Origin of the sequence: Arthrobacter sp. 9AX (assembly GCF_902506095.1) — a bacterium.
GTDB lineage: Bacteria > Actinomycetota > Actinomycetes > Actinomycetales > Micrococcaceae > Arthrobacter.
Window position 1 is genome coordinate 1312521 of the sequence record NZ_LR733293.1, and the last position, 24471, is coordinate 1336991.

The following is a 24471-nucleotide window of genomic DNA, read 5'->3' on the forward strand; positions in this document are numbered from 1 at the left end:
CCATGGTTGAAAAGACAGTTAAAAGCAAGATTCATGCTGCGGAACAGCCTCTGAGCCAAATCTTCAGCCCGCAGTTTGAATTCTCTATCCCGGACTACCAGCGGCCCTACGCCTGGGGCGGCGAGCAGACGAGTCAGTTGCTATCCGACATAATGGAAGCCCAGAAGCGTAACCCTGACGAGCCTTACTTCCTTGGGTCGCTCGTGCTGGTTAAAGAAGAGGGAAATCCCAAGGCCGACGTTATTGATGGCCAGCAAAGGCTGACGACCCTGTCCATTCTGCTTTCGGTCCTCCGTGAGTTAAGCGAGAACTCGCAGGTACGGGCAGAGATGCATGAGTATATTGTCGAGCCCGGCAAGATCACGTCAGGCATTGCGAGCAACCCGAGACTTCACCTGAGGGCTCGGGATCGTGACTTCTTCGCTTCGTACATTCAAGAGCAAGGCAAGCTCCAACAGCTCTTGAGCGTCCCGGACGTCCAGCTCAAGACGGACGCCCAGAAAGCAATCCGCGATAACGCAAAGCTGCTGCACGACCAGCTCGTGAAGCTGAGTGAGGAACAGCGAATGTCCCTCATCATGATGCTGACGCTGAGGACATTCCTCGTTATGGTCTCCACCGAGGATCTGGACAGCGCGCACCGCATATTTAGCGTTATGAACGCCCGAGGTCTAGATCTCTCCGCCGCGGACATCTTCAAAGCTGAGCTAATCGGGCGCGTCCCGGAGAGCGTTCGTGGTGGATATGCCGATAAGTGGGAAGTGGCAGAAGTTGAGCTCGGCCGCGATGGCTTCTCCGATCTCTTCCAACACATCAGGATGATCGTGACCAAGGTCCGCGGCCGTCAGGAAATATTGAAGGAGTTCCGGGAACAGGTCCTTGAACCGTACCTCCGCGAACGGACAGCCGCATCCTTCATCGATGGGGTCCTGCTGCCGTATGCAGAGGCGTATGGCACGGTAGCTGACCGAAGCTATCAGTCGTCTGGATCCGCCGACCGCATCAATAAATGGCTGCTTAGGTTCGGTCAGCTCGACAACCAAGACTGGGTCCCTCCGGTCCTCTGGGCTCTCCGTCACCACGGAAACAACGAAGAATGGTTGGACGCGTTTCTGGGGAAGCTTGAGCGACTCGCCGCCACGATGTTGATCCGGCGGGAATACCAAACTCCTCGTGCACAACGCTACGCAAATTTGCTTAAGGAGTTGGATGCTGGTCTTGGCTTGAACTCGCCTAGTCTGGAGCTCGAACCACTCGAACGGCACGAAGCTTTGGTTGCGCTTTCCGGCCCAATCTACGAAGCGAAGAGAGTAGTCAAATACGTTCTTCTCCGTCTGGACGAGACGTTGACCGGAAACTCCGGAGTCACTTACGACCACCCGATCATCACGGTCGAACACGTACTGCCGCAAAATCCGAAGCAGGCTTCGGAATGGAGAAACACCTTCACGGATGAAGAACGACTTGAGTGGACGCACCGGCTGGGCAATCTTGTTCTGCTAAACCGACGGAAGAACGCTGAGGCGTCCAATCGCGATTTCGAACACAAGAAGTCCCGCTACTTCTCTGGTCCAAACGGCTCTGCCCCCTTCACACTGACGATCCAGGTCAACGGGACACCGGCGTGGACTCCCGCGGTACTGAAAGATCGCCAGCAGAAGTTGGTAGACAACCTATCGACCCTGTGGTCCCTTTCCTGACGGCAGAGTGGTTGTTGACCGTGAGAAACCCGAACTCAGCGGCGGTTGTGTGTCAGGAGTGCGGTGCTACTACGCGCACAAATCTACTGACCGGACGCATCTATTCGCATCAGTCACCCGGAGGCCTAGAAGCATGCCGCAACTCGGCAATGCAGATTGAGTCGCCCCGCGAGGGGGAAAAGATCGAGGTCGCACCGCTGCTATATGAAGCGAAGCCATCGGTCTATGGGGTCGTTGTGTCTGACGGACCTGCCAGTGTCAAAACCATAAGTGGGGGGCTACCGGGTAAGGGCCGGCGCAGATAGACGCCGTCTACATCGGAAGGCCGCCATGTCTGGGGAAGCACACTTGAACGCGCAAATGGAAGTTTGGGGGACAGATGAACGCAGGATTTGCCGTCGTTGACGTCGAAACGACCGGCCTCTTTCCGGGGAGCCACCGCATTGCTGAGATCGCCGTCGTACACGTGGAGCCGGACGGCACCGTCGGCAGCCGCTGGGAAACTCTCGTCAACCCGCAGCGGGATTTGGGGCCGCAGCACCTCCACGGCATCCGGGCGGCGGACATCCTCCATGCGCCGGTGTTCGGGGACATCGCACACGATGTGATGGACCTGCTTGCCGGACGCGTGTTGGTCGCGCACAACGTTCACTTCGACTTTCGATTCGTCTCGCACGAACTGGGCCGCGCCGGCCTCGAGCTGCCGTTCGAGGTCCATGACTGCCTGTGCACGATGAAACTGGCCCGGCGCTACCTCCCGGGGGCCGGCCGTTCCTTGAAAGATTGCTGCGACAGCTTCGGACTGAATCTGGAGAACGCGCACAGCGCCGGTGACGACGCGGAAGCCGCCGCTCGCGTACTGAGCAACTACCTCCGCATGGATTCCGACAACCCCAAGTGGTTCAGCGCCCTGGACCGGGCGTACTTTGCATCCTGGCCGGCTGTGGAGCCGAAGCGCCGCCAACCTGCCCTCCGCCGTTTGGCGGCTGAGCCGCAGCCTCACTTCCTGGAAAGGCTAGTGAGCCGCCTGCCCGAAGTCGCGGGCCCGGACGAACACAACGCCTACCTGGCAATGCTCGATCGCGCCCTCATGGACCGTCAGATCTCGGCGTCCGAGGCAGATGGGCTGGTGAACCTTGCCGTTTCCCTAGGGATCAGCAGAATTACTGCTGAACAACTCCACATCAAGTACATGATTTCCATGCTCGCCGCAGCCTGGGATGACGGAGTGGTTACTGCAGAGGAGGAAGCGGACCTTCGGATTGTCGGTGACCTGCTCGACATCAGCCAGGAATCTATAACTCGCGGGCTCGTGGCTCCTGTCGCCGGACAAGATGCGGAAACCGGTGCCGCAGTCCAATCGCTGGTGCTCGCTGCCGGCGACAAAGTGGTACTCACGGGCGAGATGTCGCGGGATCGTAGCGGCATTGAGGCTGACCTCCGGGCTGCTGGGTTTGTCCCGCATCCGGCGATCACCAAAGCAGTGAAATTGTTGGTAGCGGCTGACCCCGACAGTCTTTCGGGCAAAGCCAAGAAGGCGCGCGGCTACGGAATTCCGGTTGTGGGAGAGAATTATTTGTCCAAGCTACTGAATACGTAACCCGCTTTCCTTGATGACACGGAAACGTAGCCGAGGATTTGGATCGGAGTCTTTGAGGCACCAGGACCGCCTGAGGCAATTTTAGGCTCTCTATTATCCCGAGCTGCGGCTGGATGAACCGGAAATGTCGGTCGTCTTCGATAGGCTGGCCGTTGAATTGGGGGAGTGGTTTATAGACCGTCTATCCTCGGCAACGACAGGAGAGATCGCGGTGGCAGAGGTCGACGAAGTACGCCAAGAGGCGAGACGCAACACAAGGGCTCGGTTCGAGCAGTGGGCGAAGAACCCTTCCTGCGACGCCAACACGCTATCCGCGGTTCACAACGTCAGACTCGACGCGGCCGCGCGGGAGATCGGACTGTCGCCGAGCTTTGGCCAATCGCCGTTTGCCATCGCTCGAGGAAACCGGTTCGAGGCCGGCCTGTTCGTCGAACAGGCCGCGCGACTTCGCCAGGCGCTTGAGACGAAGGGGTGCCTGCTGCCGAGTTCTTCCGGGTTCCTCGACCTCCGCCTCAAAATGAACGGCGGCCAGAACGTGTCGACCGTGGACGAGGCACTGCGCCTTACCCAGGAATGGTTGCAGAGGATTGCATGCGACCCTGGCACCGCGGAATCCTTGGTTGCCGCTCCGATGATTAGGATCCCAAAGGGGGTTATCCTCCCGGAAGCACTGTTAATCATTGATGCCGTGACGGTGACCCTGGGCGATGCGATGCGTCCGCGCGTCACTGTTGGTGAGATCAAGGTCTTCCCAGATCGTGGCGGGCACACAGAGCCGCATCAAATCGCGACGGCTCGGGCGCAGGCCGGTGTGTATCGACATGCTCTTGAGTTGGCAGTTCTGGAATTAGGTCTTGCCGGTGATATTGATATCGCGACCGATGGCTTTCTCGTGTTCACTTGGCCGGGATCTAACTCTCCTTCCGTTAGGGCCGGAGAAGATCTCACCTACCAAGCGATTCGCGCGGAGCGCGGATTCCAGCGGCTTGAGGAGGTGGCACATTCACTTGTCCGCACCGATGACTTCGCGGCTGACAATCCCACATTGATACAGCGAGTGCTCGACGCAGACACGAATTACTCGGAGGCATGCTTGTCTTTTTGCGACCTTGCCCCGAGGTGCCATAAACATGCTCTGGACGCTGACGACGCCATAGTCCTCGGCATGGAAGCCAAACGGCTGCTTGGTGAAACTCCGGTGGCACGTGCCCTCGAATTGCTTAATGGAGCAGTGCCTGTCGATGACCGTGAGTACGATCTTCAGCGTCAGCTGGGGTTGTCATGACGGCCCGCCAGATCAGCAGGAAACTGAGGGCCTGGGAAGCTGGCCGCCCATTACCGCGGTATGACACGCTTCACCACGCCGTCGTGCCTCCGGAACAGGCAATGGTCGTGGCTTTCGTGCGGATGGCAGGTGAGTCTCGACCTTGGGGCATCGCTTGGGGTCATATCGGGTCTGAACCGAAGGTCTCAACAGTTCCAGACGGACGTGTGCGCGATGACGTCGCGACGCTCTCTGCAGAGTTTGCTGAGGATCTGCTGGAGCACATGCGAGTTCACAACTGGACCTATAACCCCGTGGACGACAAGGCGAAGCCAGACGACCTTCGGCAAGTGTGGATGCCGAACGGTCAACACGTCGCCATGCTCCATCATCTCAGTTACGCCTACTCCCAGACGAAATTCGGTGGAGCCAACCGGGACATTCTGCGTGCCCTCGGCCGACTCTCGGCTTGGATGTTCCGCGACACCTCACGGAAAGGCTGCCAGCACGTTATCAATGCCAGTGCGGCGCTGAGCGAGGCCTACGTATATCCCGCCCAGGATGTCCGAACCGCCCACCTTGGATATCAGCTGGCCTGGCTGAACACCGACGGTGATCGGGACCAGAGGATGAAGGCCGCTTCCGAAGCTGAAAGTCTTACCGTCTCGCCCACAATGGACCCCGCTCTCGAGAGAAATCAGCTGAGTGATTTGGTCGAGAAGTGGCAAATCTCGAGGAGCGCAGGTACCGATCCTGGAGCTGTGGACGGCATTAGTGTGATCTTGGAGCTTGAACTGCGACGTCGCTGGGACCTCACGGAACGGGCGTATCAGGTCTTGGCCAACAACGACAGAGCTGTCAACGCGGGGGTCACTGCTCTCGTGAGGGAGGCTCATGAAGAGTTCTGGTTTCAACACCAGCGGATTGAACTGCGCCACAATGACCCGAGTCAGGGGCCAGCCTACATTGCTCACCCGGAGACTGACTTCCACGGCTCGTCTGCCGCCTCGCGCTACCTAATTCATGCGGCGGCGGACGAAGCTTACACCGGCCATCTGATCCATAACGACGCAGAGTTGTTTAGGGAAGCACTGGACAGTGGAAAGGCACTCCGAGCAAGCGTCGCCCGCGTGGTTGACCTAGGTTCCGGAAGGACAAGAACCCCAACCTGGGTTCTTCACTTGGATCCTGCGCAGCCCCATCGACTGCGCGAAAACGGCCGCCTGGCGCCCTATGGTTCGCGCGGTCATGAGGTCACGATTACGTCAGTCAACGTGATCGATGACGTATTAGAAGTGACCATCGAGTGGACCGGTCGAAAGACAATGGCTTTGGCGTGCGGGTTGGGGGCGAAGCCGGCGGATGTTGCTTGGGTGGGTGAGGATGTCGCCTTTGTGGTCAGTAATGCATCCGACTTGACCAAACGCCGGAGCACCCGCGTCTGGAAGGCGAAGGATGGGCCGGGCGCCTGGCTAACTCACGGCAAAGCCCCAACACAGATGGAAATCGCTGGAGATGATGGCGACGCAGACCGGTTGGTCGACGATGTCCGGCAGCTTGAGGATGGCCATGCCCTATGAACACTATGAACATTGACGACGAGTACGCCCAGCTTCGCGAGGCGCTTATCGATTACCTCGTGACTGGCGGCAAACTTGCGGTGGTCAAGGCTCCGCCGGGGTCAGGGAAGACCTACATGCTGATAGAGGTGCTCGCTGCGCTGGTTGCCGAAGGGTCGAGAATCGCCGTGGCAGCACAGACCAACAGCCAGGCGGATGATATCTGCCGACGCGTCGCTCTGGCCTACCCCAACGTTCCTGCGGTCCGGTTTGCCAGCAAGGGAAATAATGCACCAGATGGGTTTCCCGGTTCGGTGCTCTGGACCAGCGACAAGGATGCGCTGCCCCCTGAACCTGGTTTGGTCGTAGCTACGACAGCAAAGTGGTCCTTGACCGATATCGCAGTTCCCTTCGATCTTCTCGCCGTTGACGAGGCATGGCAGATGAGCTGGGCTGACCTTATGCAGTGCGCCCTGCTGAGCAGAAACTTCCTCATGATCGGCGACCCTGGCCAGATTCCGCCGGTAGTAACCATTGATGTGCGCCGATGGGAGACCTCCCCCCGTGCGCCCCATGAGGCTGCGCCTACGATCGTACTGGCGGAACCCACCCTAGAAGGTGTTCGATTCGTGGGTTCTCTACCGGCATGCCGCCGGCTTCCCCATGAGTCAGTGGCCTTCGTCAAGCCCTTCTACGATTTCGACTTCGCGGCGTATGTTCCGGCCGCAACTCGGGGGATTGACTTGCCTGAGGGCCATAAGCTGGGGAAGCTCAGCGACGGGCGACCGCTAGCTCTGACCCTGCCCACCGCGCCCCAGGGCCCACCGATGGAGGTCGATCAGGAGTTGGCACAGATGGCAGGCCACGTGGTCGCAGATCTCTTGGACACCCGCGCGATGGTCCGTGACGGCCACGGCACCCCGCGGACCCTCACCCCGGGCGACATCGGGGTTTCAAGTAGTCATCGCGTCATGAACGCCGCGCTCACGTCCGCCCTGTCCAGATGGGGCTCTCGCATACGGGTCGACACCCCTGAACGTTGGCAAGGTCTGGAGCGCCCTGTGATGATTACCATCCATCCCCTTTCGGGAGTTACCGACCCGTCTTCCTTCGATCTGGAGACCGGCAGGCTCTGTGTCATGGCGTCCAGACACGAGGCGGCGCTGGTGGTCCTTACCCGCGATCACGTGGGCGAAACGCTCTCGAATTACGTCCCCAGCGCTGAGCAGGCTCCAGGGCGGCCGGACGTGGTGGGTCGAGGGCACGATGCTCATTTCCGATTCTGGCAAGCCCTCGTTGATCAGGGCCGGGTCCGTCCGTTCAGTTGAGCTTTGCCGCGCCGCAGACTTTGTGGAGGTCGCAGCTGCGGCACTTCTTGGTGTCGGGAAGCGGCATGAATTCTCGCTGCTTCAGGCTTTCCGCTGCGATCAGTACTCTGGCTTCGGCGGCCGCGACTGCCGCGTCATCGACGCTAACTGAGTGTCGGGTTGTGCTGCCCATGTCGTGGATGAAGGCAGCCCCGACTGTCAGCCCCTCTCGCCTTCCGGCGCCAGCGTAGACCTGGAGCTGGAGCGGTTCGATGCTGCCGCCTGTTGAGGTTTTGTAGTCGATGATTGCAAGGTTGTTCGGGACACCGTCGTGCGCGTCGTAGATGACGTCGGCGCGTCCGCTGACGACGACGCCGGGGAGGCAAAGCTCGAATGGACGTTCGGTTGCCCAAGTGCGCAGCAAGTCTTCTTTATGGTCGGTGACGTACTTGAAGACCAGACGCCGCGCGTTTTCGCGCATTTCCTTATGTGCTGCCTTGTTGGCAAACGGCAAGAAGAAATCTGATGTCAATTGGTCGTTTATCACTCGTGGCGATGGCAGCTGGCCGACAGCCTGGGTGTGCTCCGCGAGCACCCGCATGACGTGGTGCACGGCGTTGCCATATCCAAGCTCGGCCTTGACCGGCGGCATGAAACCAAGTTCCCTTCTCAGGAGGTAACTTTGGGGGCAAGCTGCGTAGGCTGCGAGATCGCTGTAGGTGATCGCAAGGTCAGGAAGGTCGAATGCACTCGCAAGCGCGCTGGTGGGGAGTCCTGCGTTCTCAACCAGTTCACTGCATTCAGTTAAGTAGGGGGAGGGGTGAGTCCTTTTTGTAGTAACTCGCTGGTGCGATGACAGTGATACCCAGTCGCGGGCCCGCGTCACGGCTACGTAGAACAAACGGCGTTCGTCGGCATCCGATCCCTCGTACCGGGGGGCGTCGAAGAGTCCGCGGTCAACGAGCCAATTCTGTGGTGTACCGACCTTGGTTGTAGGGAACCGCGCTTTGGTCAGAGACGGAAGGAAAACAACGGGCCACTCCAGGCCCTTGGAACCGTGGATTGTACCCAGGGCCACGCCGTCAGCTCGGAGATCATCTTCGCCGTCGAAGTCGTCGTAGTTTCCGGTCGCATAGTTCACCAACAGGAGCGCGAAGTTGCGGTAGAACCACTCGTCACCAATCGCGCCCCCAACCTGCTCGCCTGGAGCGCCCGCGTCTCGCCGAGACCTCCTAGTGACCGTCTCGTAGTCAGCGAGCACGTTGGTAAACCGCGCAATGGTACCCAGTCGGTTCCGCTGTCTCTCGTCGGATAAATCCCACTCGGAGAGACGGAGCAGCCCGGCCAGTTCGTAGAAGTCCCCCACGAGGCTTACGTTGAAGTCCTTCTCGCGAGTCTGTGCCTTCCACTTGGTTAGGTGCTCTCGAACCGTTCCGAGAATCAGGCCGCCGAGGCCGAAAACTTGAGCGTAGGTGTCCATGAGGCCGTCGATGGTGACGCGTGCGCGCGTGACGTAGCGTCCCGGCGCCCACTCAACGTCAGACATCCAGGCGTAGGTCGCACCTAGGACCGCGGCCTCCGGTTGCTCAAACAGGCCGGTCCGGCCCCCTGGCTGTACCGGTATGCCTGATGTCTCCAAAGCATCCAGTAGCTTCGCATAGGCCACCTTGCCCCGGACCAGAATCGCGATGTCCCGGTATGGAACTCCCTCCGCATGGAGCTGTCGGATGTCCTGGGCGACCGCAGTGGCCTCAGCGACCTCATCGTCGAGTCCGACGGTGACCGAGACGGCCGGTCCATTGGCGGTCCGATGGGTTCCCATTTCCTTGGGTAGCCGTCCTGGGATCGACTTGGCGAATGCGTTTGCGAGATCGACGATGCCGGGGCGTGATCTGCGGTTCACGAGGAGATGGAACTGTGTGACGCCGTCGTACCGCTCGGCAAAGGTCACGATGTTTTTTACATTGGACCCACGCCACTGATAGATCGCCTGGTCGTCATCTCCAACCACCACCAAGTCGGCGTTGCCGTCCGGCCTGGTCAGTAACTTAATGAGCTCTTCCTGCGCGGGGTTGACGTCTTGGTACTCATCCACGATTAGATGCCGGAGGTCTGCGGTAATCTTGGCATGCACGCTGGCATCCCTGAGTGCGTCGATTGCTCTAACGATCTGCGTGCCGAACGACATGAACCGGTAACTGTCGAGCATGTCGTAGTACTTGACCAGCGTGTCTTTGAAATCGCCCCCAGCCAGCTGGTCGACGTCGAGGAGTTCGTTTTCGACTATGTCGACGCTCTTCTGGAACGCCTCAACCCCGCGGAAGAGCCTGCCTGAGTTGTCGAAGCGCTTCAACCCGAGCCGGGTAGCTTCCCTATAGAGCAGGTTTACCAATTGATTTGCGTCTAGCGGTGTATAGGTCTCGTAGGTCGGCACATAAGACTGCAGCAACCGGAAGCAATAGGCGTGCATCGTGCCGACGAAGAGCTTGCCGAGTTGGTTTGTAGCGGACTCGCCGACTTTGGCCGTCACTCGCTCCCGGATTCGTTCCTTGAGTTCGGTCGCGGCCTTCTCAGTAAAGGTGAAGGCCACGATCGACGCAGGATCTACGCCTTCGGCAAGCAGCGAAGCAACCCTTTGGGAGACGACTTCAGTCTTCCCGGAGCCGGCCGCAGCAATAATCTGAACGTGCCCACCGCGGTGGGCGACCGCCTCGGCTGCTTCGCCCGCGAGGGTGGGAATGGTGTCCACCGCATCAATCATGAGACTCAATGTAGTACAGGAGCGGCCCCAAATTCGGAGGGCAACTTCACGGATTGCAGTGTCGGTTATTCTCTCGGCTCATGCACGCCTTGGCAGGAACTCTGCGAGCAAGGAGTTGGTGTTTAAGGTGCTCCAACAGCGGTCGCCTATGCGAGGGTTTGGTGGCGCCGGTTGCATAAATGTCTGTGATCGCCGATACATTGTTACCAACTACATAGCGTTACATAGCGCGGCCCGAGGGCCACAAAACTGGGGGAAATAGTGAGCGTGGACACCGGCGTCGGCAACCTCTCGAAGGCAACTGAACTTCAACTCGAGCAGACCTTCTTCGACCGGGCAAAACTGTACCGAGACGGACAGAACAACGCGTGGTCCATGGCAGGCGCATCGGCCGGAACCGCCGTCGAACGCCGCGCCTACAAGAACGCCATGGAAAAGCGGAAGATCGCGTCTCCTGAGGACCCCGTAGCGCTGACAAGGATTGACTACGAGGACGGCGACAAGCTCTACATCGGTAAGGTTGCGATCTTCGACGAAGAAAAGAACCTCTTGGTTGTCAATTGGCAGGCGCCCGCAGCTGCGGTGGCCAACCAAGCATCGGTGCACGATCCTCTCGGGCTTCGGCGGAAGCGCGTTTTCCACGCGCCAGCCAACAAGATATCGAGCTTCGAAGACATCGTCTACAAGGTGTTGGCCGAGGCCGTTAGCGAACTTGACGATCACAGCTACGCAGGGGATGCGCTGCTCCAGTCCCTGACCCGCAAGCGCGGTTCTGAGATGACGGACATAGTCAAGACAATCCAGGCCGCGCAGGACAGGTTAGTGAGAGCAGATAAGGATCAACTTCTGATCATTCAGGGCGGGCCCGGAACCGGCAAGACCGCCGTCGCGCTTCACCGGGTGTCGTGGCTGCTGTTCAACTACCAAGACGAACTGCCCCCGGAGGACGTCCTAGTGGTGGGCCCAAACCCGACGTTTACAAGGTACATCCGGCGGGTCTTGCCGGACCTGGGCGACGACGACGTGGTCCAGCAGGCACTCCAGAACCTGCTGTCCAACGAAGTTCAACTGACCGGCACAGACAGCCGCGCCGTGGCAGCCGTCAAGGGTTCGGCCCGAATGAGCCAGGTCCTCGAAAGAGCGCTCAAGCAGCGCATCCGTGTGCCATCTGAAGACATCCGAATTCAGCGACGGAACACAGTGCTCACGGTGTCCGTGCCCGCGAGCAGCATCGCCGAAGTCCTGAAGACGCTCCAATTCGACTCATTTGCAAGCGGTCGACGTCGATTCCGGCAGCGGCTGGTTGAACTCTGCGCCCCGCAACTAGGCAACATCCGCCAGGTCTCGCCTGAACAGTTTCTGGATCTTAGAGCACTGGATGCGGAAGTTGAGAAGATCTGGCCACAGATCACGCCCCAGCAATTCCTCAGGGAACTCCTTGGTTCCAGGGAACGGATGAAGCGAGCCGCCGAGGGGCACTTGGCACCGGACGAGATGGAGCTGCTCTACCGTCAGCAGGCCGAGAAGGTCTCTGATGAACCATGGACAACGGCCGACTTGGCGCTGCTGGACGAGGCGCAGGCTGCGATGAGGGAAGCGCCGCGCACTTACGGGCACATCGTGGTGGACGAGGCCCAAGATTTGTCGAAGATGCAGCTTCGAGCCATTCGCCGTCGATCTAAGAACGGCTCAATGACGGTGGTAGGCGATATCGCTCAGTCAACAGGCCCCTACTCGCGGGACTCATGGGACGACATCGCCGCCATTCTGGGAGAGGGAACCCCTGCTCAGGTGACTTCGCAGATCGCAGAACTTGAACATGGCTACCGCGTCCCGAAGCAAGTGTTTGACGTGGCACTGCCGATTTTGCAGTCCGCTGCGCCATCCGTCACGCCGCCTAGAATCCTAAGGGACGTGGAGTACGCGCCACGATTCGCGGCTGTTCCGGCCGGAGAGCTGGCGGAGGAAGTGGCCCGCACAGTTTTTATGCACAGCGGGCGGGGCCGTTTCGTGGGGGTGGTTGCTCCCGTCCAGCTGTGGTCCGGGCTTCGTGAAGCGTTCCGAACCGATGACCTTCAGTGGAGCGAGTCGACAGAGGGTGAACTCTCGACAGCCATAAACCTGGTTACGCCGGAAGACGCCAAGGGACTTGAATTTGATGCCGTCATTGTGGTGGACCCCGCCTCCATTCTGGACATGCCGCACGGCGAACGCATGCTCTATATCGCGTTGACTCGCACCACGACTCATCTGGACGTCATCTATCCCTCCGGATCTCTGCCAAAGCTTCTTGGCGGAAGCGAGGACGAGACTTTTGAAGCGATGAACGACGAACGCGCGCCGGACATCGACGTGCCCGTGGTCTCGACGACTTCCAGCGGCCCACACGCGGAGGCCGCAGCTGCCGAATCGCCGCGCACGGCTCCGGCTGACCCTGCTCTCGTAGCAGGGGCGGCCGCGACGCTCCCCGAAGCGTCCGGAGAGCAGGCCCAAGTGCGCAACGAAATGGCGAGCCTCGACGGGATGCAGCAGGCAATGGCAGTTCACTGGGCGAAGTTCTTCTCGGCGCAACTGACGGACAACGTGCCGGCCAAGCTGGTTCCTGCCGTCTTGGAAGAATTGGCACGCATGAAACTGGATGATCGAGCCTGACGCAGGCATTTGTATCGAGTCGCTAACCATTCACGGCCCACGTGAACCCACGGGCCAAATGGAGCTGCGACCCAGATATTCTGCAGTGGATGATTGAAGCCTGCCGGTTCGACAGGTAAGTGGCGTAGTAAACAATCCGACCGGTTCGGAAGACAAGGGGAGTCGTGTCGACAGGCAAAGGCGTCTTGGACAAGAAACTCGCGTTGCAGATGCAGCGGTGGCGCGATGACTTGTTGTCAATCGACAGGCGCCAGAGGCTGGTCTACTTTCAGCATCCCAAGAGCGGAACGTTCGAAATAGTTGAACCTGGTTGCTTGGACGTCGAAGCCATTGTCAACGACGGCGACGTGATCCTTGAAAGCGGGGTGCCCGTTGAACGAGCCGCAGACGATTCCGCCGCAGGAATGGGCCTGCCAACACGCGGACCTCGAACTCTTAGGATTGCGGCCAAGACACCCGCCCAAGTCCTCAGTACGTCCAAACGCCTTCACCAACGCTCCGAACAGGAATACGCCGATCGAGGCGTTTGGACCCTGTATCTCGGCTACGGCATGCTCAACTGGATTGATCCCGCCGACGCCAAGAAAATATCAAGCCCGTTGCTTCTGGTGCCCGTCCGGCTCGTGAAGGAAGGCCAGCAGTACGTACTGCGCAGAACCGAAGACGAGCCTGCGCTGAATACAGCGCTCGGGCTCAAGATCAGCCGGGACTTTGCCGTCGAATTGCCGGAGCTTGACGTTGACGACCTTACTGTTTCAAAAGTCCTTTCCGGCGTTCGCCGAGCAGTCTCGCACGAACCGGGATGGACTGTCGATGACCGAGTCGTGATGTCCATCTTCAGCTTTCACAAGGAAGCTATGTACCGCGACCTTGAGCAGAACGAGGCGAAGATTGTCGCCAATGGCATGATCCAGTTGATGGCTCTCGGACCGGAAGCCCCACATTCGTCCGATTTCTCCTTTGACCCCGTAACAGATGAAGACCTAGATTCCCACCTGGCGCCGGAGAAGTTGCACAGCATCCTCGACGCCGACGGTAGCCAGCGGAAATGTGTCTTGGCCGCACGCGAGGGTCGAAGCTTCATCATGGACGGGCCGCCCGGGACCGGCAAAAGCCAGACCATCGCCAACATCATTGCTGAGCTTATAGCGACTGGGAAAACAGTTCTCTTCGTCAGCGAGAAAGCTGCCGCTCTGGACGTCGTGCGCGACCGCTTGACGAACCGGCAACTAGATCCCTTCCTTCTGGAACTGCACAGCCACAAGGCCACGCGAAAGCAAGTAGTCCAAACCCTCCACGCAGAACTTACTCGCAGGCCAGTCGCGAAGAGCTCGTTCACGGACACAGACCGCTCTCAGCTTGCCAAGAGCCGGAAGCGCCTAACCGACCACTCCAATGCCATGAACGAGATCCGCAGGCCCCTCGGACGGAGCCTCCACGACGTCCTGGGCAGGCTCGCCCAACTTACGGACTTCGACGCTTATCCGACCGGCGACCCCAAAGTGCTCGGGTCTCTTTCGGCAGAAGATCTCGCTGAACTCCACATGGCGGCAACGTCCCTGTCCAAAGTCTGGCGTCCAGCTGAAGACGGGGAATCCTTCGCATGGCGGGGACTCGCCGGCGAAGGGCTAACGCAGGCCCAAATCAAAGACCTTGACAGCGCGGTAAGCTCGCTCTCCCAAGCCACGGAACGCCTGCTCCGAACCGTCCACCTCTTTGATGCCCAGATGCCGTTCTGGACAGTTGGACTGGACTCTGCTGGCGTCCAGTCCAGGACACTTCTCACTTCCTTACTCCGGGACCGCCGCAAAGTGCCGCCTGCCTGGTTGTCGGCCGCCAACTTGGCGCCTCTGCTGGCGAGGATGGAGAAGCTGGAAGCCGAGGAGCACCTCTTTAGTGCAAGAGAAGACCGGGTGCGCCAAGTCTGCGGTGACCGATGGACCAGGACCGATCAAGATCTTCAAGTTCCACTCGATGAATTCGTCAAGCGCGATCCGAAGTTCTTCACCCGCTCGCTCGACGAGCTCACGTTCGCTGAGATAGACGGCGTTGAGCAAGGCGCCGCAGCGGCGGCTGACCAAATCGGTTCCATAATGGAAAAGGCCCGAGCCCTGGGGCGTCTCTTTGACGTGGAACTCGACGCCTTGACGCTGAACAAGTGCCGCGCTCTTTCCTCGCTGGCGGAGCTGAGCCAAGGTGGGAGCCTCCCCGAGCCCCAGTGGATCAATCCCAGCGTCCAGGGTGCGTTGGATGAGAGCGCACGGGTCTTGGCCGAGCTCTCCGCGATTGTGCGTGAGCGCCAGGCTGCGATGGAATCCACCTTCCGTCCCGAGATACTGGCGCTCGACATTAACGGATTGAAAGTCCGCTTCGACACCCAGCATCGGGGGCTCAAGCTGTGGAGCAAGCAAGCACGGCTGGATAAGAAGACTCTGCGCGAAGTCACCGTTGCAGGCGTCGCAAATAAAGAAGTCATAGCCCTGCTCGGCGATGCCTTGGCCTGGCAGACGGCCCAGGAGAACCTCTCGGCACGTGAACCGGAATACGGGCCCCGTCTGGGCAGCTACTACCAAGGCGTAGCAACGGACTTCACCAGAATCGCCCAGGCCCTCAAAGTCGCCCGATCCGCCATCAAACTGGCCGGCGACGATGTTAGCTCAAACGCGCTGGCCCGTCAGCTTAGTCGATCAAGCACCCCTGATGCGGCGCTGATTCCGCTCGCCCGCGAGGTCGCGGCCATGGTTGAGCGCTTTGGCCACGAAACACTGGCACTTTTCAGTGAAAAATTCCTCGAAACGATTGGCGACATCCCCTTAGGTACCCTTCACGGTAGGCTCGCTGATGCGGCGGAGAATTTCTCGGCTGCAAGGCCGCTCCGGCTCCGACTCATGGAACTTGTCGGCGAGATCGCGACACCCGGTGCCGCAGGCACCGCGCTGAGCCAAATCAGCGACCTTGCCCGATTGGAGGATGCCACGGCGCAGGCCGCTGCCGGCCACGCAGAGGCGCTGGGCCCGCGCTACCGGACGCGCGGTACAGACTGGGCGGGGCTGCTTGCTGATCATGAGTGGGCATCAGCCGTGCGGAAAGTCGTCGGAGGTCCGATCGACGAAGACGCCATTCGTTTCGTCGAGGACTTCGAAGCCTCCGACGTCGACTTGGCGGAAAATCAGAGGAAATGGCTCGAAGCCCGGGACAGCCTTGTCGCCTTCTTCGACCCCCAACGCTCCGTTGAACTGAGAGCGGAGCTGAACCGAGATCTCGAAGATGCCGAAGTCCTCCTTGTCGACATGGGCGCCGACCCGGCCGCCGACGTCGACATTTGGTACGAGTACAAGAAGCTTTATGCTTTGCTGAGCGCTAACGGCCTCGCAGCGACATTGGCTTCTCTGCGAGACTCACACGCGCCCTCATCTCACGTCATTCCCGCCGTGGAACGAGCGGCGCTTGAGCCGTGGGCTGAGCATGTAATTGCAGAAGACGGCAGGCTCTCCGAACACCGAGCCTCTGGCAGGGAGGCATTGCTCGAACAGTTCAAGGACCTGGACACGCGGTTGATAAGCAACGCCCATAGCGCGATCGTGGAAGCCTGCGTCGCCAGGCGGCCACGCTCCAGCGCGGGGCCGGCCGCAGTGATCGCCCACGAGGCAAACAAGAAATCGCGTCACAAGCCGATCAGGCGGTTGCTCGAGGAAACCGGCTCCATCGTTCAGGCGCTCAAACCCTGTTTCATGATGAGCCCTCTGTCCGTCTCCCAGTACCTCCCGCCCACGCTGGAGTTCGACGTCGTGATCTTCGACGAAGCGTCGCAAGTGATGCCTGCTGATTCGGTCAACTGCATATACCGAGGCAAGCAGCTGATCGTTGCGGGGGACCAGAAGCAGCTTCCGCCGACGTCGTTCTTTTCTTCAGCGGATGTAGAGACAGACGATGAGGACGAGCCGGACACCTTCGACAGCGTTCTAGATCTCTGTAAGGCATCCGGTGCCATGGTTTCGCTGCCTCTCTCATGGCACTACAGGAGCCTGCACGAAGACCTCATCACCTATTCGAACTACCGGATTTACGAGGGGAAGCTCAACACCTTTCCCGGTGCCACGCATGAAGCCAATGACCTTGGCGTTCACCACGAGTATGTTGCTGGTGTTTACCAACGTGGTGCAGGCAGCCGAAATCCGATCGAGGCGGAGCGCGTCGTTGACCGCGTGCTCGAGCACAGGCGCCTTAACTCGGACTTCTCCCTTGGTGTGGTGACTTTTTCGAGTCAGCAGGCCGAGGCAGTCTCTGAGGCCATTGAACGCCGTGCGGAGCATGAACCGCTACTTGCGGGCCTCATGGAAGACCACGACCGACTGCACGGATTCTTTGTCAAGAACATCGAATCGGTGCAGGGTGACGAACGCGACACCATTATATTCAGTGTTGGATACGGCCCGGACGAGTTGGGCAAGCTGACAATGAACTTCGGCCCCCTAACCCGCAAGGGCGGTGAACGTCGACTTAACGTTGCAATCACCCGGGCTCGACGGCGGGTGGAAGTTGTCAGTTCCTTCTACGCCGGAGACATGACCGACGGTGCCTCCGAAGGCAACCGTCACCTAAAGAACTACCTTGACTTCGCTGCCCGAGGGCGGGCAGCCCTGGCCTCGGACATCTCCGGAAATGAAGGCGAAGCTGACAGCCCGTTCGAGGAAGAGGTCTTGCGGGTTATCCGTTCCTGGGGCTACGACGCCGTCTCGCAGGTTGGTGCGGCCGGCTACAGAATCGACATCGGCGTGCGCCACCCCGACAAAGCCGGAACATTTATGCTGGGCATCGAGTGTGACGGAGCCGCCTATCACTCTGCCAAAAGCGCGCGCGACCGTGACCGGCTCCGGGAGTCGGTTTTGCGCGGCCTGGGTTGGGAAATTCACCGCATCTGGGGTCTGAGTTGGTATCGAGACCGTGCCACCCAAGAAGCTGCACTCAAAGTGGCGCTGGATGCTGCAATTCGAGGTGGAAGTCTTATCCCAGCGATTTCCGGCCCAGCCGAACAGCCGGAGCCGATGGAATTTGAAGAAATTGATCTTGCGGCCCCACCCGCCTGGACTGTCCCATACAAAATCGCGGCGCAACCGCCCCGCCGGTACCGGTATCAACCAGGAGACTCAGACGCCGTATCAGACCTCATTTTGTACGCCAGTCACGTGGTAAGCGTCGAAGCCCCGATGCATATCGAGACATTTCACGCCCGATTGCGAGAGCACTGGGGAACGGGCGGAATCGGATCTCGTGTTCGAGCGAATGTTGAACGTGCGCTGTCGTTGGCTCGAGTTAGCGGAACGAAAATTAATCTGGACAAGGAAGGCTTCATCAGGGTCGCCGGGGCGGACGCAGTTAACGTGCGGCGCCCAACGGGTGTGGCTGACTTGAGGAAGGCTGGGGCGATCCCACCAGAAGAGTTTGACGAAGCAGTCCGGCTTGTGGTGGCCGACGCTATCGTAATTACGGAAGAAGAGCTCCTCGTCGCAGTACGCAATGTTTTCGGGTGGGCAAGACGGGGCCCGGACATCCATACCGCTCTTCAGCGAAGCTTGCTACGAGCTGCTAAGAAGGGTTACTGCGTTCGAAGGCCAGACGGGTCCTACGAGACCACGCAGTAATCCGAGTGCCTGAAGCGTGAACGATACCGGTGGGCAGATCGGTCCGGCAATCCGACTAGTGTTGTCACACGCTCCTACCTGCTGTTCCCTGTTGGACGCCTTCACCATGCCTAGTAAGAATTTTCGATCGGAGTTCCCATGTCCCAAGAACCCACACTGCTCTTTCTGCACGGCGTCGGAGACGGAAACAGAGACCGTGCCTGGCTGACTGGCCTTGAGGCGGCGTTATCGCGTCTGGGGTATCCGGGCATAAACCCTGAACGCATTCTTACACCCAGGTATGCTCACGCCCTCAGGGACAGTGATGAATCCTTCCCTCTTCCGAAGATCAACGTCAAGCAGCCTGCGAGGGAAAAGGTCCGCCAGAATCGCAGGGATTTTGAGCGACGCACGGCTGCACTGGAGTTTCGGTTAGGAAGACATGACCACGGACGCGGCTGGGGTGGCGCCGAACTAGTGGTTAACGGGGCGGCGAACCTTCCCGGTTTCGCGCAAGTCCGAAAGTACCTCGGTGACGCTGACGTCAGAGCACAGGTTCTGCGGCTCATACTGAGCAAAGTGCCCGCAGCCGGCCGGATAGTAATTGTTGGTCATAGCCTAGGGTCGGTAATTGCTGCAGACCTGATTCAGCGGTTACCAAAAGAGCTCGAGGTGGTCGGCATGGTCACCATCGGCAGCCCACTGGCGAGCGGCAGATTCAATGTCGACAAGCTGCGTGAAAATATGCAGGAACCACCTACGAACTTGGCTTGGTGGGCAAATTTCTGGAATGTGCTGGACCCCGTGGCTGCCCACAGGGGCCTGTCGTCCGTGTACAACTGGATGCTGGACTTCCGTATTGCAACTGGATTCAACAACCACGTACACGACGCCGAATCGTACCTTTCACACGACGCGGTCGCCGAAGCCGTGGGGTTTGGGCTCTTCGGATCCAAGTCCAAGGAAATCGTCCTTGCGGAGCGAGGTCTCGATATTCCACTGGATGCGTCTGAACTGACTGCCTTGGTGGCACTGCGCTATGCCCATCTGCTCAAGGAACGGCTCGACGGCGAACAAGGTATCCGCTTTGCTGGAGCGTTGCGGCAAGTGCAGGCCGCAGTCGTCGATGAAATTCGGCAAAGGAATAGGGAAGCGGCAAGGCCGCTGCCCTCTGAAATTGCAAGGCTGGCCTTCGACGCATCTGACTCGAATGCGAATGTTCCTGCACCCCTGCCAAGCCGTCACATCGCTAAAGAGGACGCGGTAACGCTGCTGACAGTTCTGGCATCCGAAAATGTGATCAGGCCCTTTGATATCAATGTAGACCGCGGGAAATGGCTCGGCGCAATGCAAGAGCTTACGTCGGAGATGGGGTTGAGCAGCCAGTACGGTACTCACGTTTTTGAGGCTGCCAGGGAGGCCCAAGATGTGCTCAGTGGGGCGCTTGTAATTGATTGGAAGAAATGGGGAGCACTCGGCGCGGGTGCAGTTGCACTAGTCGTTGCTACCGGCGGTCTGGCCCTGGCTGCGGCACCTGGGGTAGTCGGTGCCGCAGTCATCACGAGTGCCTTGGCCGGATTCGGTCCCGGCGGAATGATTGGTGGACTTCTAACTGCAGGAACGCTGGTGGGTGCGGGTGGTGGTGGCATCGCTTTTAGCCTTGCCAGCCCCGGCACTTCAGCCGAAACCGTGGAAGCAGTGATTCAGCGCCGCTTGGCGGCCGCGATACTGCGCCAGCGGCAAAAGCTTGAACCGGACTACACGTTGTGGAGCATCCTAACTTCGAATGAGATAACAGTCCGCCGCGAATATGAGCGGCTGGACGAGTTCTCCGATGACTCCTCTCAGGCACTGAAAGAGCTGAAGAAGAAGCTTGAGACCATTGGAAGGGCCCTGAAGTACCTATCCGAGAGTGGCCTTGAGCCGAAGCTGGTTGAAGATCTAGCCGAAGATGCAGAGGACCTGGCGGAGAGCCGAGACACTGCTGCGCGCCAGCCCTCACCACTTAACTAGATGTACTGTTCACGGGGGGGTGGAACGGTGCGGTTCCCGGCTCATAGCCCAGGTCTAAGGGTAGTACCGCCTCAGGATCCGCGAGCTTTGAATCCTGCATATGGGATGAGGCGACTTGGCCCTGATACGGCAGGCCGTTCCGTACTGTGACCACCCGAGGGCGTTCCGACGTCAAATGAAAATGGAGACTCATGCTTTCAAAGTTGTTCAAAGCGCGGTTCCGGCTTTGGCCTGTTCTGTTGATCACCGCATTGGTTGTTGCTGGATCGGGCGCCGCACTCGCATCCGGTGCGATTAACCAAATGGCACTCAGGTCGCTTTTCAGCAGCAGCTCGCACGAACGTGATTCACAGGTGGTTCAGTCTGTTACTCGCTTGCAAGAGGTCGCACTGCTCAGCCTCCACATCGAGGGTATCTCGAAGCACGAAAGCAATGGGGAGATTTTCGGTGTTGCCGTACCCGCGAGTGAGAAAACGACCCTGATTCAGTACAAGTTCAATGCAAAATTGGGCATTGATGGATCACAGGTGTTGATCGAGCCTACTGGCCCGGATTCTTTTCGGGTAACCATCCCTCAATTTATTGGCATCGGCTTCGACGAGCCGACGTTTGAGGACCCCCTCGAGATGAGCAATGCGCTTAGCTGGCTGGCAGCGCCAGCTGTCCAAACCCGCATGATTAACAGCATCCTCAGCGACGAGAACAAGCAGAAGTACATCTCCCAAAACGAAGCAGCGCTAAAGGAGCAGGCGAGGCTTTTCTACTCCCGACTCATCGAAAGCGTTGATTCCGAAATCAACGTCGAATTCGAGTTCGCGGGGTAGACGCCCGCAGCGCTCCGTCCTTGCCCCATGGATGGAATTGCAGACAGCAGGAAGGACGACGCATGTGATGGCGGAGGTTCAGCCTCCAATCCGACCCTGTGGCTGGCAAACCTTTCAGCGTTGGAGAATTAGATGGAAGCCCCCATCGTCTTGGAGACCCGGCTCAACCCCCGGCTAAAGCTACGCGTGAACACCCATAGCAGCACGTCCTCGCCGGGCACGTGCCAGTCGCGCTCGGGCGCGCGGCGGAAGCCCAGCGACTGGTAGAGGCCATGGGCGCGCTCCATGAAGGTGGCGCTGGTGATGCTGATCCCCTCGACTCCGGGCAGCCGTCGGGCGTGCTCCACGATCTCGCGCACCACCGCCCGGCCCACGCCGCCGCCCTGGTGCGCCGGATCCACGGCCAGCATCCGGAACTCGAGTTCCCCGTCCTGCGCGATCTCGCTGTACGGCTGGCCGGCGAACGTTAGCGTCACCGCCGCCACCACCTTTCCGGCGGCCTCTGCCACCCACACCTGCGCGTGCTCGGCACGGTGCTCCACGTCCTCCAGCACACTCATGTACGGATGGTCGGCAGAAAAGTGCCCGGCCCGGAGATAGGCGTCGCGGGTGATGCGCCGGACCTCCGGGAAGTCGACGGGCACCGCTAGGCGGAAGGTGACAGCCAGCGGCAGAGTGACAGTCACGAGGACGCGCCCGAAGCGGCAGCAACACGCTCGACGTAATGGCGCAACTGTGCCAAATCCGGCTGCGAGGTCGGATCGCCCACGGCGTCGGCACCGACGGCATTGGCCACAGCCAGGGCACGGCTGTAGTCCAGTCCGCTCCGCAGCGCCAGGACAAGGGCGGCGCAGAATGCGTCACCCGCGCCCACGGTGTTTGCCACGGAAACAGCAACGGACGGCGCCTGAGCCACCTTCCGGCCGTGCTCGAACATCGCCGAGCCGTCCTTGCCGTACGTCACCGCCACCAGCTTCGCCTCGGCGAGGGCCGGAATCAGGGCGTACTCGCTCTCGTTGACGATCACCAGGTCGCAGCGCTCCAGAAGCTCCGCCGGCAGGTCCATGGCCGGCGCCGCGTTCAGCACAAAGAAACCCTGTGCCTTCCGCGCGGCCTCCAGCACCACGTCCAGGCCCACCTCAAGCTGGCACAGCACCGTCTCCTCGGGTCCGAATTCCACACCGTCCAGCGACAGGTGCGAGTTGGCGCCCGGACACACCACGATCTGGTTCTCACCGTCGCGGTCCACCACGATCAGGGCCGTCCCGGTCGGCTCGGGCAGTACGGAAACATCCGAAGTATCCACGCCGGCGGCAGCCAGGGCATCCAGCATCCGCTGCCCGGACGCGTCCTCACCGACGGCACCGACCATCCGGGCACTGCCGCAAAGCCGGGCTGCGGCCGCGGCCTGGTTGGCGCCCTTGCCGCCGGGCTGCTCGGACAGGACGGCGCCGCCGATGGTTTCGCCTGCGGTCGGAAGCCGTTCGGCGGTGGCGATGAGGTCCAGGTTGATGCTGCCGACCACGGTAACGGCAGGGCGTGTTGTGTTCATGGGACAACTCTCTCAGGGGGAGGGCCGGAAGCGGCCGGGCTTTCGAAAAAGTGTAGCGTATGGTTGTACTTGTGAGTCATACATGGTTGTATAACAACTCGAATCGCTACGAAAGGCGATCCCTTCTGCTCGAACAAAGGAGTTTGATGTGAACACCCCGACCCCCGCGGCAGCCGCGCCGCCCGCCCAAGGAGGCGCCGCCGCCGTACTTCCCGACAACGACGCCACCAAACTCTCCGGCCGCCGCGCCGCCCTGCTGATCTCCACCCTGCTGCTGGGCGTGCTGTCCTTCCAGCTGAACGCCAGCATGGTCACCCCCGCGCTGCCGCAGATCGCCGCGAGCTTCGGCGAAAGCGCGGACAGCGCCGCCCCCGTCCAGTCCATGTTCTTCCTGGCCGGCGCCATCGCCGGGCCCGTGATCGGCCGGTGGAGCGACTCATCGGCCGGCGCGCCGCGCTGCTGCTGGTCCTGGGCATCATGGGCGCCGGCACCCTCCTCTGCATCGCCGCGCCCACCCTGCCGCTGCTCGTCACCGGCCGGTTCCTGCAGGGCGTCTCCAGCGCCGTGTTCGCGCTCGCCTACATCGTGCTCAGCGAGAACCTGCAGGCCAAAGTTTTCGGCACTTCCGTGGGTATCATCGCCGCCATCAACGGGGGAGTGGGCGGCGTGGACGGCTACGCGGGCGGGCTCATGGCCGAGACCCTCGGCTTCCGGTCCATCTTCGTCGTCGTGCTCGTCCTCACCGCCATCGCCGCTTTCTGCATCTTCCGCCTGGTGCCCGCCGGGCGCCCCGTTGGGGTGCGCGGCGCCATGGACTGGTGGGGTGCCGGCTCCCTCTCGCTGTTCCTGGTGTTCCTGACGTACTTCGTCTCCGACGGTTCGGCCGCCGGCTGGACCTCGCCCACCGCCCTGGCCCTGCTGGCCGGCACCGTGTTGTCCTTTGCGGGATTCTGGGTCATCGAGAAGCGCCGCAGCCACCCGCTCATCGCCGTGCACCACCTGCGCTCCCGCCAGGTGTGGCCGGTCATCGCCACCACCGTCCTCACCCTGGCCGGCATCTTCGCGGTCATCAACTTCACCGTGGTGCTTTTGAGCCAGGATTCCGACGGCGGCTTCGGGCTGAGTGCCTCCATCTCGGCTTTGCTGTTCCTTACCCCCGCCGCGCTGATCGGCGTCTTCGCCGCACCTTTGGCCGGGTGGCTGGCGGACCGGCGCGGGTGGGTGCGGACGTTGCGGCTGGGGACGTCGTTGAGCCTGGTGTGTGCCGTGGTGGCCGCTCTGTTTTCCTCCAGCCCCGTGGCGGTGTTTGTTGCCGTTGCCTGCCTGGGTATCTTTTACAACGGCTTCTTCCTGACCGCCATCAACGGGCTCTCGGTGCTTTTGTCTCCGAAGGAGGCCCCGGCGGCCCTGCCCGGCATCAACGGTGCGTCGTTCGGGATCGGGGCGAGCCTCGGCGTCGTCCTGGTGGCGCCGTTCGCCGCCCAGGCCACGGCCGCCGGGTACGCCACCGCCCTCTGGATCTCGGTGGGCATCACCGCCGCCGCGTTCATCGTCAGCCTCTTCGTCGCCGCCCCCAAGCGCGAGACGGTCTAACCCCTCTATCTGTTGCGAAGGACTC

General features: G+C 60.4%; 12 protein-coding genes and 1 pseudogene. 10 read left to right on the plus strand and 3 right to left on the minus strand.

The window, feature by feature from the left end; translation table 11 throughout:
* Positions 1-2: 2 nt before the first annotated feature.
* The 5 genes from BACI348_RS06065 to BACI348_RS06085 all read left to right on the plus strand — a co-directional run bounded on the left by BACI348_RS06065 (position 3) and on the right by BACI348_RS06085 (position 7451).
* On the plus strand, positions 3-1700 hold the full coding sequence (locus tag BACI348_RS06065) for a DUF262 domain-containing protein (protein ID WP_159824400.1): 1698 nt from the start codon (positions 3-5) through the stop codon (positions 1698-1700).
* A gap of 379 nt (positions 1701-2079) precedes the next feature.
* On the plus strand, positions 2080-3300 hold the full coding sequence (locus BACI348_RS06070; RefSeq protein WP_159824401.1) for an exonuclease domain-containing protein: 1221 nt from the start codon (positions 2080-2082) through the stop codon (positions 3298-3300).
* A gap of 124 nt (positions 3301-3424) precedes the next feature.
* A complete protein-coding gene (locus tag BACI348_RS06075) occupies positions 3425-4585 on the plus strand; it encodes a hypothetical protein (protein WP_159824402.1) in 1161 nt (386 codons plus the stop codon).
* A 206-nt stretch (positions 4586-4791) separates the two neighbouring features.
* Positions 4792-6144 (plus strand): hypothetical protein, encoded by a 1353-nt coding sequence (locus BACI348_RS06080; protein ID WP_159824403.1) that lies wholly within the window; start codon positions 4792-4794, stop codon positions 6142-6144.
* A gap of 5 nt (positions 6145-6149) precedes the next feature.
* Positions 6150-7451, plus strand: a complete 1302-nt coding sequence (locus tag BACI348_RS06085; RefSeq protein WP_159824404.1) for an AAA family ATPase — start codon at positions 6150-6152, stop codon at positions 7449-7451.
* Here the strand turns inward: BACI348_RS06085 and BACI348_RS06090 are convergent.
* Positions 7444-10191, minus strand: a complete 2748-nt coding sequence (locus BACI348_RS06090; protein WP_159824405.1) for an ATP-dependent helicase — start codon at positions 10189-10191, stop codon at positions 7444-7446. The two genes, BACI348_RS06085 and BACI348_RS06090, sit on opposite strands and share 8 nt — an antisense overlap.
* Positions 10192-10452: 261 nt before the next feature.
* Here BACI348_RS06090 and BACI348_RS06095 point away from each other — a divergent pair, with 261 nt between their 5' ends.
* From BACI348_RS06095 to BACI348_RS06110, 4 genes are all read left to right on the plus strand, one after another.
* Positions 10453-12843 carry a HelD family protein gene (locus tag BACI348_RS06095; protein WP_159824406.1) on the plus strand — a complete coding sequence of 797 codons (2391 nt, stop codon included), beginning with the start codon at positions 10453-10455 and terminating at the stop codon, positions 12841-12843.
* Between the two features lie 185 nt (positions 12844-13028).
* A complete protein-coding gene (locus BACI348_RS06100; RefSeq protein WP_159824407.1) occupies positions 13029-18485 on the plus strand; it encodes a PDDEXK-like endonuclease domain-containing protein in 5457 nt (1818 codons plus the stop codon).
* Positions 18486-18623: 138 nt separating this feature from the next.
* Entirely contained in the window at positions 18624-20477 is a 1854-nt protein-coding gene (locus tag BACI348_RS06105) for a hypothetical protein (protein ID WP_201298384.1), read from the plus strand.
* 191 nt (positions 20478-20668) lie between these two features.
* The gene (locus BACI348_RS06110; RefSeq protein WP_159824408.1) at positions 20669-21301 is read left to right on the plus strand and encodes a hypothetical protein; all 633 of its coding nucleotides are present in this window, start codon (positions 20669-20671) and stop codon (positions 21299-21301) included.
* A 128-nt stretch (positions 21302-21429) separates the two neighbouring features.
* Here BACI348_RS06110 and BACI348_RS06115 read toward each other — a convergent pair whose 3' ends face one another.
* Together BACI348_RS06115 and BACI348_RS06120 are read right to left on the minus strand one after the other, a co-directional pair.
* Positions 21430-21987 (minus strand): GNAT family N-acetyltransferase, encoded by a 558-nt coding sequence (locus BACI348_RS06115; RefSeq protein WP_236557472.1) that lies wholly within the window; start codon positions 21985-21987, stop codon positions 21430-21432.
* Complete coding sequence (locus tag BACI348_RS06120) at positions 21984-22853, minus strand: ribokinase (protein WP_159824409.1); 870 nt, start codon at positions 22851-22853, stop codon at positions 21984-21986. The genes BACI348_RS06115 and BACI348_RS06120 overlap by 4 nt, the downstream gene beginning before the upstream one ends.
* Before the next feature lie 148 nt (positions 22854-23001).
* Between BACI348_RS06120 and BACI348_RS06125 the strand changes: the two are divergent.
* Positions 23002-24446 (plus strand): annotated as a pseudogene (locus BACI348_RS06125) (MFS transporter).
* Positions 24447-24471: the final 25 nt, after the last annotated feature.